The sequence below is a fragment of the Lentibacter sp. genome (assembly GCF_965657785.1).
GTDB lineage: Bacteria > Pseudomonadota > Alphaproteobacteria > Rhodobacterales > Rhodobacteraceae > Lentibacter.
In genome coordinates this window covers 88,326-104,133 of record NZ_CBFHPP010000002.1, presented here as the reverse complement: position 1 = coordinate 104,133, position 15,808 = coordinate 88,326, and the positions used below count along the sequence as shown (strand labels likewise).

Here is a 15,808-nt window from a genome sequence, read left to right as displayed (position 1 = left end):
CGTCTTTAGATAATTTCGTCCTCGTCAAACAGCGCTGCCTCTTCAAGCTGCGTCGTCAAATCGTCCATGGCCGCCTCGGCCAGATCTGTCGATTTCACCGCCGCAATATGAAACAGCGCGTCACCCTCATGCACAACAGGCATGACAGCGCGGCCCACAATAATCCCGCTGTATTTGGTCACAACTTCGATCTCCCGCTCACCAAACGGATCGGAAATCGCCGCAACAATATCACCCTCCTGAACGACGTCACCCTCGGCTTTGAAGGTTCGCAATAGCCCCCCAGCAGGCGCGCGCATCCAGTGGCTGTCAGAGCAGAGAAGCGAGCGCGCCTTCGGCTTGGCAATCCCCGCCGTCGGCAAAAGCCCGACCTCGCTCAAAACGCGCAATATCCCCGCAAGCCCCGCGCGCACAGACATCTCGTCAAAGCGCATCCCCTCGCCCGCCTCATAGAGCAAAACGTCAACGCCCTTCTTCTTCGCCTCCTGCCTGAGGCTCCCCTCACGCAAAGCGCTGGTCAGAATAACCGGCGCACCAAACACCTGCGCCAGCCTCATAGTCTCACGGTTGCTCGCCGAAACTCTGACTTGCGGCAGGTTCACACGGTGAATAGCAGCCGAGTGCAAATCAATCCCGAGCGAAGAGCGCTCCACAATCTCGCTCATAAAAATATCCGCGAGACGCGAAGCCAAAGAGCCATGCGGAGAGCCGGGAAAACAGCGGTTGAGGTCGCGCCTGTCAGGCAAATACCGCGAGTGATTGAGAAAGCCGAAGGTGTTCACAATCGGCACAACAATAAGCGTCCCGCTCAGCTTCTTGAGGTTCTTCGCCCGCAAGAGCCGCCGCACAATCTCAACCCCGATCACCTCGTCACCATGAATGCCGGCGCTGACAAAAACGGTCGGCCCGTCCTTCTTCCCATGCACCACGTGCGCCGACAACGTCACAGGCGTGTGGTCCGAAAGCGTGCTGACAGGAATATTCACCGTCCGCCGCTCCCCCGCCGAAACAACCTCCCCCGCAATCTCAAACCCCTGCCGCTTGGTCATAATTTGCCCCTCAAAACCGTCACAAACGGTGTCGCAGGTTTTGAAGTGAAGTCAATTTGGTTTGCAATGTTTTGGGGGTGGAAAATCTGCGCGCAAAATTGCTTTTGCATCAGCACAAACTAGGGCTTCTTTGCGGAACTTACCCGACTCATGCAGCAGAGGCTAACGTCAGCGCCTGGGGTGGCGATCCGACAGTTCTGGAGGAGTGCTTTATGTTCGCAAAACACATCCTCAGAACGAATGGGGCCAGCTGCATAAGCCAAATCGCCAGCCCAAGGGAGGGGCTGACGATAGCCGGGCCGCTGCGCGGCTGTTAACCGGCTGGGAGTGACTCATTGCGGGTTTGCTCTGGGCTCAGAGCTTTCGTTTGCCACCCGACACCACCCCCGAACGCTCCATTAACTTAATTTCCGTTAACAAAACCTGTGTTCAGGCGGTGCACGCATGGTGCACGCAAAGTGCACGCTTATCACCCCCCTAGACTCAGCCCGCAAGGCAGGCGTTAACCCTCTGGGACGGTGCGTTTACGTTTCGGGGTTTTCTTTCGCACGGGTTTCCGCAAAAGCTGGCGGATGGATACGCTTTCTTTCCTCAGGCTCAACCTCAGATGGCTCGCCGCTGGCGCGCTTTTGACGTTTATGTCGAGCTTCGGGCAGACGTTTTTTATCTCGATTTTTGCGGGTGAAATCCGTGCCGAATTTGGCCTAAGCCACGGAGAATGGGGCGGAATTTATGCGCTCGGAACGCTCGCCTCCGCCATTGTCATGGTCTGGTCTGGCGGGCTGACCGACCGTTTCCGCGTCCGCACGCTCGGCCCCGTCGTCTTCCTCTGTCTGGCAAGCGCCTGCGCCTTCATGGCCACAAATCAAGCCGCATGGCTCCTCCCCGCCGTGATCTTCACCCTGCGCATCACAGGCCAGGGCATGAGCAGTCACATCGCCGTCGTCGCCATGGCCCGCTGGTTCACCCAAGCCCGCGGCCGCGCCCTCTCCGTCGCAGCTCTTGGCTTCTCGATTGGCGAGGCCGTTCTCCCACTCCTCTTTGTGGCGCTGCTGACAGTCTATGACTGGCGCCTTCTATGGGTCGCTGCGGCCTTGGTCGCACTCCTTGGAATTCCCGTTCTGGTGAAGCTCTTACAGCAAGAGCGCACGCCGCAATCCATGGCGCAATCCTCCCAATCCGTCGGTATGGACGGCCGCCACTGGACCCGCAATCAAGCCATGTCACATTGGCTTTTCTGGGTCATGGTGCCAGCTCTTCTTGGCCCTTCCGCCTTTGGCACAGCGCTCATGTTTCATCAGGTCCATTTCTCCGAAATCAAGGAGATATCACACCTCACTTTCGTCGCTATGTTCCCGCTCTATACAGCGGTCACAATCGCGTCGATGGTGCTTTCAGGCTGGGCGCTTGATCGGGTCGGAACACCGCGTCTCATTGTCTTTATGTATCTCCCCGCCGTGCTCGCCTTCCTTGTTTTTGGTCTTGGCCAAGGCACAGCTGGTCTGGTCCTCGGCTTCGTTCTCTTCGGCCTCACATCAGGCGCAAACTCGACGTTGCCCAATGCATTCTGGGCAGAGTTCTACGGCACAGCCTCGATCGGCTCGATCAAAGCCATGGCCGCCGCCGTCATGGTGCTTGGCTCCGCCATTGGGCCTGGCCTTACAGGCTGGGGGATTGACGCAGGCATCAGCCTAGAAACGCAGTATATCGCTGTTGCAGTCTATTTTCTGTTGTCGAGTGTGATCCTCTTCATAGGTGTGCGCAAAGCCGCACAGCGTTTACCTCTTCGGATGGCCTAAGCTTGTTATTAATGGCCTTGATGACTAAGACACCATAAGCAGCCAACCCTATGGCTCGGAGATGAGGCCCAATGACCAAAGTTGATGATGTTTCTATCGTTCGCACAGCCCATCGTGTGCTCAAAACAGAAGCAAATGCGATCCTTGAAATGATCGACACGCTGCCGGATGACTTTGCAGATGTCATCAAGCTGATCCTCAAGACAGAGGGTCGCGTGATCATTTCTGGGGTGGGAAAATCGGGCCACATCGGGCGCAAGATTTCGGCCACTTTGGCGAGCACAGGAACGCCCTCCTATTTCGTTCATGCCTCCGAAGCGAGCCATGGCGACTTGGGCATGATCACATCTCACGATATCGTCGTGCTTATTTCAAACTCGGGCGAGACGCAGGAGTTGCGCGATATCCTCCTGCACACCCGCCGTTTCAACATTCCACTTGTCGGAATTTCCTCCAAGATCGACAGCACCCTGTTGCAGTCGGCTGACTTCAAACTCAATCTCCCCAACCTGCCCGAAGCCTGCGCCATTGGTATGGCGCCGACAACCTCGACAACACTCACTCTCGCCCTCGGTGATGCGCTCGCAGTGGCCGTCATGGAGCAGCGCGGGTTTGGCTCTGACGACTTCCTCAAGAACCACCCCGGCGGCAAGCTCGGCGCACAGCTCTCGCGCGTCGCTGATTTGATGCACAAAGGCGAGAAAGTCCCGACAGTCGAGGCTGACACCCCGATGTCAGATGTGCTTCTGTCGATGACATCCAAGGGTTTCGGCATCACTGGCGTTCTGAAAGACGGCGTGCTCATCGGCGTAATATCTGACGGCGACTTGCGCCGCCACATGGGCAATCTCATGGAGAAAACCGCCCGTGAAATCGCCACGCTCAATCCAGTCACAATAACGCCAGAGCTTTTCGCAGCCCAGGCGCTCGCGCTTCTCAACGACAAGAAAATCTCGGCGCTCATGGTGGTAGATGCTGCAAAGCGCCCTGCTGGTATTGTCCATATTCACGATCTCTTGCGCGCAGGTGTTGCATGAAAACAGTTGTCCTCATCCCCGCCCGCTACGCTTCCACGCGCTATCCCGGCAAGCCGCTGGCAACCCTGCGCCAAAAAGACGGCAGCGAAAAATCCCTGATCCAGATGAGCTATGAAGCCGCCAGCCAGATCGGCGGCGTTTCAGAGGTTTATGTCGTCACCGATGATGCGCGGATCCGTGAGGCGTCCGAGGCTTTTGGCGCACAAGTGATCATGACAAGCCCCGCGCGCGAAAACGGAACAGCCCGTGTCGGCGAGGCTGTCGAGGTCGCTGCGCTTGACGCTGATCTGATCGTCAATTTTCAAGGCGATGCGCCCCTCACGCCACCTTGGTTTGTCGAAGACTTGATCACAGCCATGAAAACGGACGAGACAGCGCAAATGGCCACGCCCGTCTTGCAATGTGACGCGCAAACTTACGCAATGTTCAAAGAAGACCGCGCCGCTGGCCGCGTTGGCGGAACAACAGCTGTCTTTGGTGCCGAGGGCCGCGCGATCTATTTTTCCAAAGAGGTCTTGCCCTATATCGACGCGGGCAAAGTCCCTTCCGAAAACATCCCCGTCTATCATCACGTTGGCGTCTACGCCTACCGCCCCGATGCGCTCAAAGCCTATATCAGCTGGCCTGAGTGTCAGCTCGAAAAGCTCGAAGGGCTGGAACAGCTGCGCTTCCTTTACAATGGCGTTGCGGTAAAATGTGTAGAAGTTGAAGCCCGTGGGCGTCTCTTCTGGGAGTTAAACAACCCTGAAGATGTAGCACGGATTGAAAAGGTATTGGCAGAACAATGACAAAAGTAATCGACATCAACGGCCTCAAAATCGGCGGCAACGAACCCTTCGCACTCATCACAGGCCCTTGCCAACTCGAAAGCTTGGACCATGCCCGCATGATGGCCGAAAAGATTGCCGAGGCCTGCGCCCCCACAGGCACGGGCTTCATCTTCAAGGCCAGCTACGACAAAGCCAACCGTTCCTCAATCAGCACCAAGCGTGGCCTTGGCATGGAAGAGGGCCTCACGATCCTCTCCAAAATTCGCGATGAGTTCGGCTGTCCGATCCTCACAGATGTGCATGATGCCCGCCAATGCGCTCCCGCCGCCGAAGCGGTCGATGTGATCCAGATCCCCGCGTTTCTTTGCCGCCAGACAGACCTGCTTCTCGCCGCTGGCGAGACGGGAGCCGCAATCAACGTCAAGAAAGGCCAGTTCCTCGCGCCGTGGGATATGGGCAATGTCGCCGAGAAAATCGCCAGCACAGGCAACGCGCGCATCATGCTGTGTGATCGCGGCACAAGCTTTGGCTACAACACTCTGGTCTCTGATTTCCGCGGCCTGCCGATCATGGCGGCAACAGGCTATCCCGTTGTGTTTGATGCAACCCACTCTGTCCAGCAACCTGGCGGCCAAGGCACAACATCAGGCGGCCAGCGTGAGTTCGCCCCCGTTCTGGCGCGCGCCGCTGTGGCTGTGGGTGTGTCTGCGCTATTTATCGAAACACATGAAGACCCCGACAGCGCGCCCAGCGATGGGCCAAACATGATCCCGATTGAAGAGATGCAGGCCCTTATCGGCAATCTCGCCCGTTACGACAGTATCAGTAAAGAAAGTTAATCTATGAAAGTTACGCCCACCGCGCTTCCCGATATCCTCGTAATTGAGCCCGCGCGCCACGGCGACTCCCGCGGCTTCTTTTCCGAAAGCTGGAACAAAGCACGTCTTCAGGAACACGGACTCTCCGTAGATTTTGTGCAAGACAATCACTCCCTCTCGTCCGCCGTCGGAACCGTGCGGGGCCTTCACTTTCAAGCACCACCAAACGCCCAAGCCAAGCTCGTGCGCTGCGGGCGCGGCGTTCTCTTTGATGTCGCCGTCGATATCCGCAAGGGCTCGCCCACTTACGGCCAGTGGGTCGGTGAAGAGCTGAGCTTTGAAAATGGCAAACAGCTCTTCATTCCCGAAGGCTTCGCCCACGGCTTCATCACCCGCACACCCGACACCGAAATTATCTACAAGTGCAACGCCTACTATGCCCCAGAGTCAGACGGCGCGATCCTGTGGGACAGCTGCGGCATAGACTGGGGCTTTGACAGCGCACCAGAGCTGAGCGGCAAAGATGCTGGCGCAACGCCCTTCGCCGAGTTTGACAGCCCGTTCACATGGGAGGGCGCAGCATGAAACTTCTTGTCACAGGCGGCGCTGGCTTTATTGGCTCGGCAGTTGTTCGCCTCGCCGTATCGCGCGGCCATGAGGTGGTTAACCTTGATGCGCTCACATATGCAGCTTGCCTCGAAAACGTGGCAAGCGTGGCTGACAGCCCGCTTTATAAATTTGAACAGGCCGACATTCGTGATCTCTCGGCACTTGAGGCAATCTTTGCGAAACACCAGCCTGACGCCGTCATGCACCTCGCCGCAGAAAGCCATGTCGACCGCAGCATTGATGGCCCCCAAGCCTTTATCGAAACAAACGTGATGGGCACCTACAATATGCTGCAAGCCGCGCGGCAGTATTGGGAAACCTGCGGCAAGCCCGAGACCTTCCGCTTTCATCACATCTCGACAGACGAAGTCTTTGGCTCGCTCGGTGGGACGGGCCAGTTTACAGAAGAAACGCCTTATGATCCTCGCTCGCCCTATTCGGCCTCCAAGGCCAGCTCCGATCATCTCGTGCGCGCTTGGGCCGAAACATACGGCTTGCCGATCGTTCTCACGAACTGTTCAAACAATTACGGCCCCTACCACTTCCCTGAAAAGCTGATCCCCGTGGTGATCCTCAGCGCGCTTGCTGGCAAGCCTATCCCGATCTATGGCAAAGGCGAAAACGTGCGCGACTGGCTCTATGTCGAAGACCACGCCGATGCACTCCTGCTGGTGCTTAAGAAGGGCGCAGTTGGCCGCAGTTACAATATCGGCGGCGAAAACGAACGCAGCAATCTTGAGCTTGTCCAAACCATCTGTACCATTCTTGATGCGCTCAAGCCCGCGTCCGCGCCTTACGCAGACCTGATCGAATTCGTCACAGACCGCCCCGGCCACGACCTGCGCTACGCGATTGACCCGACACGCCTTCGTAACGAACTCGGCTGGCAGCCCTCCGTGACGGTTGAGGAAGGGTTGGAAAAAACCGTGCGCTGGTATCTGGACAATGAAACATGGTGGAAGCCGCTCCTTGCCCGCGCAGGTGTTGGCGAAAGGTTGGGCCGCGCATGAGCATTCTTGTTTTTGGCAAAACAGGCCAAGTGGCGTGCGAACTTCGCCGTCTTCACCCCGAATTCACATATCTCAGCCGTGCCGAGGCAGACCTTTCAAATCCTGAAACCTGCGGCGAAGCCATTCTCAAGGCCAAGCCCAGCGCTGTGATCAATGCCGCCGCCTATACCGCTGTTGACCGCGCCGAAGAAGAGGAAGCACTCGCCCACGCCATAAACGCAGAGGCCCCTGCAACCATGGCGCGCGCCTGCGCCACGCTCGGGATCCCCCTCGTTCATATCTCGACCGATTATGTGTTTGACGGCAGCGGCGAAAGCCCGCGCAGCCCTGATGCGCCAACCGCGCCAATCAATGCTTATGGCCGCACCAAGCTTGCTGGCGAAGAGGCCATCCGCGCAAGCGGCGCGCTTCATGCAATCCTGCGCACATCTTGGGTTTTTTCCGCCCATGGCAACAACTTTGTCAAAACAATGCTGCGCCTTTCAGACACCCGAGATGCGCTCGGCATTGTCTCAGACCAAATCGGCGGCCCGACACCCGCCTCAGCCATAGCCGCCGCTTGCGCAAAAATCGCGACCGAAATATCCAAGAGTGGCACATACCACTTTTCTGGCGCCCCGGACACAAACTGGGCTGATTTTGCCAGCGAAATATTTTCGCAATCAAATCGGGATATTACGGTGACTGGCATTGCAACATCTGACTATCCTACGCCAGCAAAACGGCCCCTCAACTCAAGACTCGATTGTGCCGCGCTCCAGTCAGATTTCAACATCGTTCAACCTCTTTGGAAACAAGAGCTCGTAAAAGTAATAAGTGAGTTAATATGACACAACGCAAAGGCATCATCCTCGCAGGCGGCTCAGGCACGCGCCTCTATCCGATCACCATAGGCATCTCCAAACAGCTCTTGCCGATCTATGATAAACCGATGATCTACTATCCCCTCTCGGTGCTTATGTTCGGCGGTATCCGCGAGATCGCGATTATCACAACACCCCAAGACCAAGAGCAATTTCAGCGCACTCTGGGCGACGGGTCACAATGGGGCCTTACCCTCACCTATATCACACAACCCTCGCCTGACGGGCTGGCGCAAGCCTACCTCCTCGCCGAAGACTTCCTTGACGGCGCGCCCAGCGCAATGGTTCTGGGCGACAACATCTTTTTTGGTCATGGCCTCCCAGAAGTGCTTGCCGCCGCCGATCAGATTGAAACAGGCGGAACCGTTTTTGGCTACCGTGTCGCTGACCCCGAGCGCTACGGTGTTGTCGATTTTGCCAAAGACGGCACAGTGAAGTCGATCGTCGAAAAGCCTGCAAACCCGCCGTCAAACTACGCTGTGACGGGTCTCTATTTCCTCGACGGTTCGGCCCCCAAACGCGCGGCTCAAGTCAAACCGTCCGAGCGTGGCGAGCTTGAAATAACATCACTTTTGGAAAGCTATCTTCACGATGGCCTTCTCAATGTTCAGCAAATGGGCCGTGGCTACGCTTGGCTTGATACAGGCACGCATAGCTCGCTGCTTGACGCAGGAAACTTTGTGCGCACCTTATCAGAGCGCCAAGGCCTGCAAGTCGGCAGCCCCGAAGAGATCGCTTATTCTCGTGGCTGGATCACTGCCGCAGACTTGCAAAAGCGCGCCGAGAGCTTTGCCAAAAATGCCTACGGGCAATATCTGCTCAATCTCTTGAAATAAATCAGCGCTGGCGGCGCAGATAAACATAATATGCGCCGCCCCCGCCATGACGCAAATGCGCCTCGCTGATCTGCAAAACAAGCTGCGACAAAGGCGGCGTGGTGAGCCACTGCGGAACCTGATGACGCAAAACGCCGAGCCGAACAGGAATAGGCCCGCCGTCGTCGCGCGCCTTGCCCTTTCCTGTCACAACAAGCAACAGGCGCTTCTGGCTTTGATAGGCTTTCATGACAAACGCCGTCAGACGCGGGTGCGCCTGATCTTGCGTCATCCCGTGCAAATCAATCTTCGCATCAGGCTTCAGCTTACCTTGCTTGAGCTTGCCATGCGCCTTCTTGTCCATCTGCACTGGCGCTTTTTTCACGCGCTCGCGAATATCAGGCAGCACATCATGCGCAGGCTGATAGGCCTGCGCTCGCGCAGATATCTCAAAGCTTGGCATCGCCTCCAAAGCCCGCTTCTGGGCAGGCTTTGACGCGCGCAGAGCGTCCTTTGCCGTCGCGCGCTTGGGGTGCATCGGCACAGCCGTTTCAGCCACTTTGCCCCAAAGCTCAAGTTCCTCCTTATGAAGCTTGCGACGGCTCATTGCGCATCCACAGGCAAATAGGCATAGGCGCGCTGGATCGGCATCAAAACGATCATCCGCCCGGGGTCTTTCAGTCGCCCCGCCTTAAGCCCTGCTTCATCACCCGTTCCAAAGAAAATATCCGCCCGCTGCGCGCCTTTTATAGCCGAGCCGGTGTCTTGGGCGATCATGAGTTTGCGGATCTTGCCCTTACCGTTCTTTTCAACCCAAACCGGCGCTCCCAGCGGGGTATACCGCGGATCCACAGCAACCGTTCGCATCTCTGTCACAGAGCGGTTCATCGCCCCAAGCGGGCCAAGCTCTGCGGGCACTTCGCTCACTTCGCGAAAGAACACATAAGACGGATTGTGGCGCAACAGTTCCAACCCGTCGACAGGGTTACGGCGCACCCAATTCTTAATCACCTGCGCCGAGACCTGATGTGCATTATAAACGCCTCGCCGCACAAGCTCCCGCCCGATCGAGCGATACTCATGCCCGTTCTTACCGCCATAGCCCACGCGGATATGCCGCCCGTCAGGAAGCCTGATCCGTCCCGAGCCCTGGATTTGCAAAAAGAACAGCTCGACCGCATCATCAACCCAAGCAATCTCAAGGCCGCGCCCTTCCATAGCGCCCGTTTCTTCCATCTCCCGACGGCTCAGCCATGAGCCGTCCCGCGCCTCGGGCGGAAGCTTATAAATCGGAAAGCGGAACCGCGCCGAGCGATACAAATCGCCCTCAAGCTCTGGCTCGAAATACCCTGTGAACAGCGCGGGCTTGCCATCGCTGATTTCAACAGGACGAAAAAACATTTCAAAAAATGCCTTGGCGTTGGTCTGGTCTTCTGCCGCGCGACACAGGCCCTTCCAGTCAGGTGACTTCATATCGCGGCAGGTGTTGAGAAAGACAGTCAGCGCCTCGGCGTGGTTGTCGTCTTCCCAGCCGTCCAGCTCGGAAAACTCAAGAATACGGACATCCGTTTCTTCAGCGGCGCTTGCAGCTCCTGTCATGACCAGTCCAGCCGTTATTGCCGCTAATAGAAAACGCTTCATTCACCCGTGGCAACCAAAATCCAGTTTGGATCGTTCACGCCCATTTCGCGCTCGAACGTCCAAATATCTTTCTGGGTTTTAACTTTGCCCTCTTTACCCTCAACAATCTCGCCAGCACTGTCTCGCACAACAGATGTCAGCTCGCCAATAAATTTCATAGAAATTTCAGCTGTGCCACTTGCAGCATGGAACTCTGCGGAGTGGATAGACACTTCGCGCACACCGATAAATTCGGCTTCAACAGTGAGGCCTTTCTTCTCGCGGGCCTCCACAACCTGCGCAAAGACATCATGGACCTCATCTGAGATGTAAGGCTTGATCTCGGCCAATTCGCCGCGCTCAAACCCCATGAGAATAAACTCATAAGCACTGCGCGCCCCTGACAGAAACCCGCCAACTTCAAAAGAAGGCTCGCGCTGTTTCATCTGCGCCAGCGCCTTGGCCGTCTCACTACCTTCTTCGGCATGGTCTGTGATATCCTGATCAGGACCGCCCTCAATCACTTCAAACTTATGTTTGCGCTCCTCCAGCCCCGCTGGTGGAACGCTTGGGGCCTCAAAGCCATCGCGCGTGCCAAGGACGCTCCGCAACCGCAAGATTAGAAAAATCGCAATTCCGGCAAGGACAAGCAACTGGAGAATGGGCAAATTCATGTAAACCTCATTAAGTGAGCGTGGCAAATGGCGCTATCAGCACCTATGTAGGTTATGGGCGTGTTCAAGTCTACTACGCCCAATGACAAGCAGGAGATTAAGAAAATGTGGCTCTTAATAGCGTTTATCGCAGTGCCCCTGATAGAAATCGCACTTTTTATTCAGGTTGGCGGCGCCATAGGCCTTTGGCCGACGCTTCTTATCGTGGTTCTCACGGCCATGGCCGGAACCTCTTTAATGCGCAATCAGGGCGCATTGGCCCTGAACAATCTGCGCAGCTCGTTCAATGACCTGCGCGACCCGACAGAGCCTCTGGCCCACGGAGCCATGATCCTGTTTTCAGGCGCGCTTCTACTCACACCCGGATTTTTCACGGACGCTTTGGGCTTTCTGTTGCTTATCCCCGCTGTCCGTCAGGCCGTCTTTTCTTATGTGCGCAGTCGCGTAAGTGTTCAAAGCTTCTCCAGCCGCCCAGATCAACAGCCCCGTGGTAGCGCCCGAAGCGACGTCATCGACGGTGAGTATCACGAAATCAGCGAGACAAAGCGCCAAACCCATCCGCCTTCAGGCTGGACAAAACACTAGGGCATTGAGGCTCGCTTGCCTTCTTGCTAAGGCAGTCCACAAGAGTTTGTTCAAGACTGTTCAATGGAGAAAATCATGGCCGAGAATGGCGCAGCAGAAGCACCCGTCGAAACACCGCAAATCAAAATGAACGTGGTCAACCAGTTCATCCGCGACCTGTCGTTTGAAAATATCCTCGCCCAAAAAGGCGTGCAAGGCGAAGTGACGCCCGATGTAAACGTTCAGGTCAATCTCGACGCAAAAAAGCGCTCCGCCGAGCACCAATATGAAGTCGCGATCAAGTTAGCCGTCACATCTGTGAACAAAACCAATACCGCAGAAAAGCTCTTTCTGATGGAAGTGGATTATGTCGGTATCTTCAATATCGAGGGCGTTCCAGAAGACCAGCTGCACCCATTCTTGCTGATAGAGTGCCCGCGCCTTCTGTTCCCGTTCCTGCGCCGCATTGTGTCTGACGTGACACGCGATGGTGGCTTCCCGCCACTCAACCTCGAAACAATCGACTTTATGGCGCTTTACCGCCAAGAGCTGATGCGCCGTCAGGCCGACGAAGGCAAAAAACTCGACGCCTGATTACCCCAGCTTTTTCCAAAGTGCGCCGTCGCCCAAGCTTTCTACAAAAGCGTCATGGGCGGCGGCTTCTTTTTGGCTGATGCGCGCGGGTAAAGGCGTTTTGCGCGGCTGCGGACGCCAACGGCCAACAGTGTCGGTCGTTTCGTCCACAGAATGGCTCGACAGCGCAAAGTCAGGCTGCTTGCCGCCAATCAGCTCAAGATAAACCTCCGCCAGAATTTCCGAGTCAAGCAAAGCGCCGTGAAGCGTGCGCGAGGAGTTGTCGATATTGAAGCGGCGGCACAAAGCATCAAGAGACGCTGGCGAGCCGGGGAATTTCTTGCGCGCAATCTCAAGCGTATCCAGCGCCTGACTCATCGGAAGCAACGGCAGGTTCATCCACTTCAATTCAGCGTTGAGAAACTTCATGTCAAATGCCGCGTTGTGAATAACGAGCGTAGAATCCTGCACAAAATCAAGAAAAGCCTGACCGATCTGGGCAAATTTGGGCTTATCCGCCAAAAACTCGTCGCCCAAACCATGCACAGCAAAGGCCTCTTGCGGCATCCCACGCTCAGGGTTGATATACTGGTGATAAGTCCGCCCTGTTGGCATATGGTTGAAAAGCTCAACCGCACCAATCTCAACAATGCGGTCGCCCTGCATCGGCTCAAAGCCCGTGGTCTCTGTATCCAGAACGATTTCACGCATCGGTCAGCCCTGCCCTTATCTCTTTTACAATAGCCTTCACCTGCGCTTCAGCGCCCGAAAGCGTATCCGTTGTAATAACATAATTCGCCCGCGCGCGCTTTTCCACATCGGGCATTTGCTTGGCTCTGATCGCCTCAAACTGCGCTTCGCTCATGGTCCCGCGCTCAAGCACCCGCGCACGCTGCGTTACCTCATCAACAGTAACAACGACAACAGCGTCCATCATATCTTCACTGCCCTTTTCAAACAGCAGCGGAATATCAAAAACCAGAATATCGCTCGCCACTGTTTCAGCAAAATTGGCGCGATCCGCCGCCACCAAAGGATGAACGATCTTTTCTATCTCGGCCAAAGCCTTCACGTCAGCGCCAATGATTTCTTTCAAGACCTCCCGAGAGACGGCCCCGTCAATCACAGCCCTCGGAAACGCCGCCTTCATAGGTGCAACAGCCAAACCACCCACACCATAGAGCCGGTGCACAGCCGCATCCGCGTCCCAAACAGAGCAGCCTTCAGCGGCAAACATCTTTGCCGTGGTGGATTTTCCCATTCCGATGGAGCCTGTCAGCCCAAGACGATACACCATCAGCGCAACACAGCCGCGCGGGTTTCATCTGTCACTTGCGGCCTGACGCCAAACCAGCGCTCAAAGGCTGGCACAGCCTGATGCAGAAGCATCCCGAGGCCGTCGACAGTCACACAGCCAGCCTTGTTGGCCTCGTTGAGCAAATGAGTCACCAGAGGTGCATAGACAAGATCAGTCACCAAAGCCCCCTTTTGCAAGCCGTCAAGCGGAACCCGAAGAGGCGGTTTCCCGACCATGCCAAGCGAGGTGGTGTTGATCACAGTCGTTGCATCTTCAAGCATATTGCCCGCCTGAACCCAATCAACCACGCGCACACGATTGCCAAAATCAGCCTTAAGGTTCTCCGCGCGCGCCTTTGTGCGGTTTGAAATCATAATTTCAGGCACACCCACCTCAACAAGCGCCGCAATAACAGCGCGCGCCGCACCGCCAGCGCCAAGGATCGCCGCTGGCCCCGCCTTCGGGTCCCAATCAGGCGCTTTCTGCCGCAAGTTTTGAATAAAGCCGTAGCTGTCTGTGTTGTCCGCGTGGATTTTCCCGTCCTTGCGGAAAATAAGCGTGTTCGCCGACCCGATCAGCGCCGCACGGTCCGTCACCAGATCAGCAAACTCCATAACCTTTTCTTTGTAAGGCACCGTCACATTCACGCCGACAAACCCCATTTTGGGCAGCGTTTTAACAATATGCTCAAGATCCTCTTGCGCCACATCAATCGGGACATAATGCCCGGCAATCCCATGTGTCTTCAGCCAATGCATATGCAAGGCTGGCGATTTTGAGTGCGCAATCGGCGAGCCAATAACACCCGCCAATGGAATTTTGTTCAAACTCATGCCTTAAGGTCTCCCGAGACAGTCAAGTAATTGATCATTTCTATGAGTGGCAAACCAAGGATCGTAAAATAATCGCCCTCGATACGGCTAAAGAGCCGCACACCCTCTTCTTCTAGCTTATAGCCCCCGACCGAGCTTTGAAGGCTGGGCCAATTCCGGTCAACATATTCCTCAAGATATGAGTCCGAAATGTCGCGCATATAGAGCCTTACTTGCCCGACATGACGCCAAAGGGGTTCCAACTTATGATAAATCACAACTGCCGACAGCAAACTATGACGCTTCCCACGCAGGGCTTTGAGCTGTTCTATCGCCTCTTCTGGCGTTTGGGGTTTTGACAAGATCCGCCCGTTAATATCGAGCACCTGATCACAGCCGATCACCAGCTTTTCAGGATATTTCGCGCCAATCTTGCGGGCCTTCGTTTCGGCAAGCGTATCTGCAATGTCCCGTGGCGTTGCCTCTTCTTCAATAAGAGACTTCTTTATCATTTCTTCATCAATACGAGGCACAATCGCCTCATAGGCAATTCCTGCGTTAAAAAGCATTTGCCCCCGTATCGCCGACCCTGAAGCAAGAACAATCTGCCGTGCCATGTGGATAACTCCCGTAAATCTTGACGGACAGTTAATGCACAAAAGGGAGCACAATCAACGCCACCTTCCAAAACGGGGAAAACGCGGGTGCCTCACCGTGTTATTGTGACTCACCTGACAGGTGGAAAAGGATAACTCCTGACGCCGCTCAAAAGACCTCTGCGCTCCGTCATACACAGATTCTCCACAGGCATTTTGTTAATTCATTTTTAACTTATTCTATAGTTAACAGATAGTTAGCGTTTATCAGGTTTCTACAAGGTCTGGTTCTCAGAGAAAATATACACATCTGAGTAACCTTATGGACAACTCGATAATCCACAGATTTGAGCCTCCCTACATAATCATCAACCTTTCTTTCTTTTATATTTATTATTAAGGGGTGACCGAAAGGATAGTGAATATGTCTGATCTTTTGTCCGATCTATATCCATGGACCAAATCGCTCCATATCATGTCAGTCATGGCTTGGATGGCTGGACTGTTCTATCTGCCCCGCCTGTTCGTGCATCACACAGAACAAAGCAAATCAGGCGATGAAAAAGATGTACTCTTTCAAATGATGGAGCTTAAGCTCTTCAAGCTGATCATGAACCCCTCCATGATCGCCACATGGGCGTTTGGCCTCTGCCTGGTCTTTACCCCAGGGATCGTTGATTGGTCTTCTGTCTGGCCTTGGACCAAAGCAGCCAGCGTCTTGGCAATGACGTGGTTTCACCACTGGCTCGGCTACCGCCGCAAAGATTTTGTAAACGGAACAAACACCCGCTCTGGCCGCACATTCCGAATGATGAACGAGCTTCCCACTGTCTTGATGATCGTCATTGTGCTTTCTGTTGTCGTTAAGTTCTAATTTATTGACTCATTAGCCTCTCAAGCGT

19 protein-coding genes are annotated in these 15,808 nt (G+C 55.4%); 11 read left to right on the top strand and 8 right to left on the bottom strand.

Features of this window, described 5'->3' with window-relative positions; all coding sequences use genetic code 11:
* Positions 1–5 precede the first annotated feature (5 nt).
* Entirely contained in the window at positions 6–1,049 is a 1,044-nt protein-coding gene (locus tag ACTF58_RS01715; RefSeq protein WP_438990231.1) for a succinylglutamate desuccinylase/aspartoacylase family protein, read from the bottom strand.
* Between the two features lie 572 nt (positions 1,050–1,621).
* On the opposite strand from ACTF58_RS01715, the gene ACTF58_RS01710 reads away from it, so the two are divergent.
* From ACTF58_RS01710 to rfbA, 8 genes are all read left to right on the top strand, one after another.
* A complete protein-coding gene (locus ACTF58_RS01710) occupies positions 1,622–2,848 on the top strand; it encodes an MFS transporter (protein WP_438990230.1) in 1,227 nt (408 codons plus the stop codon).
* A gap of 71 nt (positions 2,849–2,919) precedes the next feature.
* Positions 2,920–3,885 (top strand): KpsF/GutQ family sugar-phosphate isomerase, encoded by a 966-nt coding sequence (locus tag ACTF58_RS01705; protein ID WP_438990229.1) that lies wholly within the window; start codon positions 2,920–2,922, stop codon positions 3,883–3,885.
* A complete protein-coding gene (locus ACTF58_RS01700) occupies positions 3,882–4,673 on the top strand; it encodes a 3-deoxy-manno-octulosonate cytidylyltransferase (RefSeq protein WP_438990228.1) in 792 nt (263 codons plus the stop codon). Before ACTF58_RS01705 ends, ACTF58_RS01700 begins: the two co-directional genes overlap by 4 nt.
* On the top strand, positions 4,670–5,494 hold the full coding sequence (gene kdsA / locus ACTF58_RS01695; protein WP_438990227.1) for a 3-deoxy-8-phosphooctulonate synthase: 825 nt from the start codon (positions 4,670–4,672) through the stop codon (positions 5,492–5,494). Before ACTF58_RS01700 ends, kdsA begins: the two co-directional genes overlap by 4 nt.
* Before the next feature lie 3 nt (positions 5,495–5,497).
* Positions 5,498–6,058 (top strand): dTDP-4-dehydrorhamnose 3,5-epimerase, encoded by a 561-nt coding sequence (gene rfbC / locus ACTF58_RS01690; RefSeq protein WP_438990226.1) that lies wholly within the window; start codon positions 5,498–5,500, stop codon positions 6,056–6,058.
* Positions 6,055–7,092, top strand: a complete 1,038-nt coding sequence (rfbB, locus tag ACTF58_RS01685) for a dTDP-glucose 4,6-dehydratase (protein ID WP_438990225.1) — start codon at positions 6,055–6,057, stop codon at positions 7,090–7,092. Before rfbC ends, rfbB begins: the two co-directional genes overlap by 4 nt.
* Complete coding sequence (gene rfbD / locus ACTF58_RS01680) at positions 7,089–7,922, top strand: dTDP-4-dehydrorhamnose reductase (protein WP_438990224.1); 834 nt, start codon at positions 7,089–7,091, stop codon at positions 7,920–7,922. The genes rfbB and rfbD overlap by 4 nt, the downstream gene beginning before the upstream one ends.
* Positions 7,919–8,791 (top strand): glucose-1-phosphate thymidylyltransferase RfbA, encoded by an 873-nt coding sequence (rfbA, locus tag ACTF58_RS01675; protein WP_438990223.1) that lies wholly within the window; start codon positions 7,919–7,921, stop codon positions 8,789–8,791. The genes rfbD and rfbA overlap by 4 nt, the downstream gene beginning before the upstream one ends.
* Before the next feature lies 1 nt (position 8,792).
* Here rfbA and ACTF58_RS01670 read toward each other — a convergent pair whose 3' ends face one another.
* Genes ACTF58_RS01670 through ACTF58_RS01660 form a run of 3 tightly spaced genes read right to left on the bottom strand, consistent with a single transcriptional unit; the run spans position 8,793 to position 11,064 of the window.
* Positions 8,793–9,377: a Smr/MutS family protein gene (locus tag ACTF58_RS01670; RefSeq protein WP_438990222.1), complete on the bottom strand. Its 585-nt coding sequence runs from the start codon at positions 9,375–9,377 to the stop codon at positions 8,793–8,795.
* A complete protein-coding gene (gene mltA, locus ACTF58_RS01665) occupies positions 9,374–10,411 on the bottom strand; it encodes a murein transglycosylase A (RefSeq protein WP_438990221.1) in 1,038 nt (345 codons plus the stop codon). Before mltA ends, ACTF58_RS01670 begins: the two co-directional genes overlap by 4 nt.
* The gene (locus ACTF58_RS01660; protein WP_438990220.1) at positions 10,408–11,064 is read right to left on the bottom strand and encodes a Tim44/TimA family putative adaptor protein; all 657 of its coding nucleotides are present in this window, start codon (positions 11,062–11,064) and stop codon (positions 10,408–10,410) included. The genes mltA and ACTF58_RS01660 overlap by 4 nt, the downstream gene beginning before the upstream one ends.
* 105 nt (positions 11,065–11,169) lie before the next feature.
* Here ACTF58_RS01660 and ACTF58_RS01655 point away from each other — a divergent pair, with 105 nt between their 5' ends.
* Together ACTF58_RS01655 and secB are read left to right on the top strand one after the other, a co-directional pair.
* The gene (locus ACTF58_RS01655) at positions 11,170–11,649 is read left to right on the top strand and encodes an FxsA family protein (RefSeq protein ID WP_438990219.1); all 480 of its coding nucleotides are present in this window, start codon (positions 11,170–11,172) and stop codon (positions 11,647–11,649) included.
* Between the two features lie 75 nt (positions 11,650–11,724).
* Positions 11,725–12,222: a protein-export chaperone SecB gene (secB, locus tag ACTF58_RS01650; protein WP_438990368.1), complete on the top strand. Its 498-nt coding sequence runs from the start codon at positions 11,725–11,727 to the stop codon at positions 12,220–12,222.
* On the opposite strand, the gene dnaQ is transcribed toward secB, so the two are convergent.
* From dnaQ to ACTF58_RS01630, 4 genes are read right to left on the bottom strand one after another with little or no spacing between them, the layout of a single operon-like run.
* A complete protein-coding gene (gene dnaQ, locus ACTF58_RS01645) occupies positions 12,223–12,912 on the bottom strand; it encodes a DNA polymerase III subunit epsilon (protein ID WP_438990218.1) in 690 nt (229 codons plus the stop codon).
* Positions 12,905–13,498 (bottom strand): dephospho-CoA kinase, encoded by a 594-nt coding sequence (gene coaE, locus ACTF58_RS01640; RefSeq protein ID WP_438990217.1) that lies wholly within the window; start codon positions 13,496–13,498, stop codon positions 12,905–12,907. Before coaE ends, dnaQ begins: the two co-directional genes overlap by 8 nt.
* Positions 13,498–14,331 (bottom strand): shikimate dehydrogenase, encoded by an 834-nt coding sequence (locus ACTF58_RS01635; RefSeq protein WP_438990216.1) that lies wholly within the window; start codon positions 14,329–14,331, stop codon positions 13,498–13,500. The genes coaE and ACTF58_RS01635 overlap by 1 nt, the downstream gene beginning before the upstream one ends.
* Positions 14,328–14,927 (bottom strand): Maf family protein, encoded by a 600-nt coding sequence (locus ACTF58_RS01630; protein WP_438990215.1) that lies wholly within the window; start codon positions 14,925–14,927, stop codon positions 14,328–14,330. The genes ACTF58_RS01635 and ACTF58_RS01630 overlap by 4 nt, the downstream gene beginning before the upstream one ends.
* A 403-nt stretch (positions 14,928–15,330) precedes the next feature.
* Between ACTF58_RS01630 and hemJ the strand changes: the two genes are divergently transcribed.
* Complete coding sequence (gene hemJ, locus ACTF58_RS01625) at positions 15,331–15,780, top strand: protoporphyrinogen oxidase HemJ (RefSeq protein WP_438990214.1); 450 nt, start codon at positions 15,331–15,333, stop codon at positions 15,778–15,780.
* Positions 15,781–15,808: the final 28 nt, after the last annotated feature.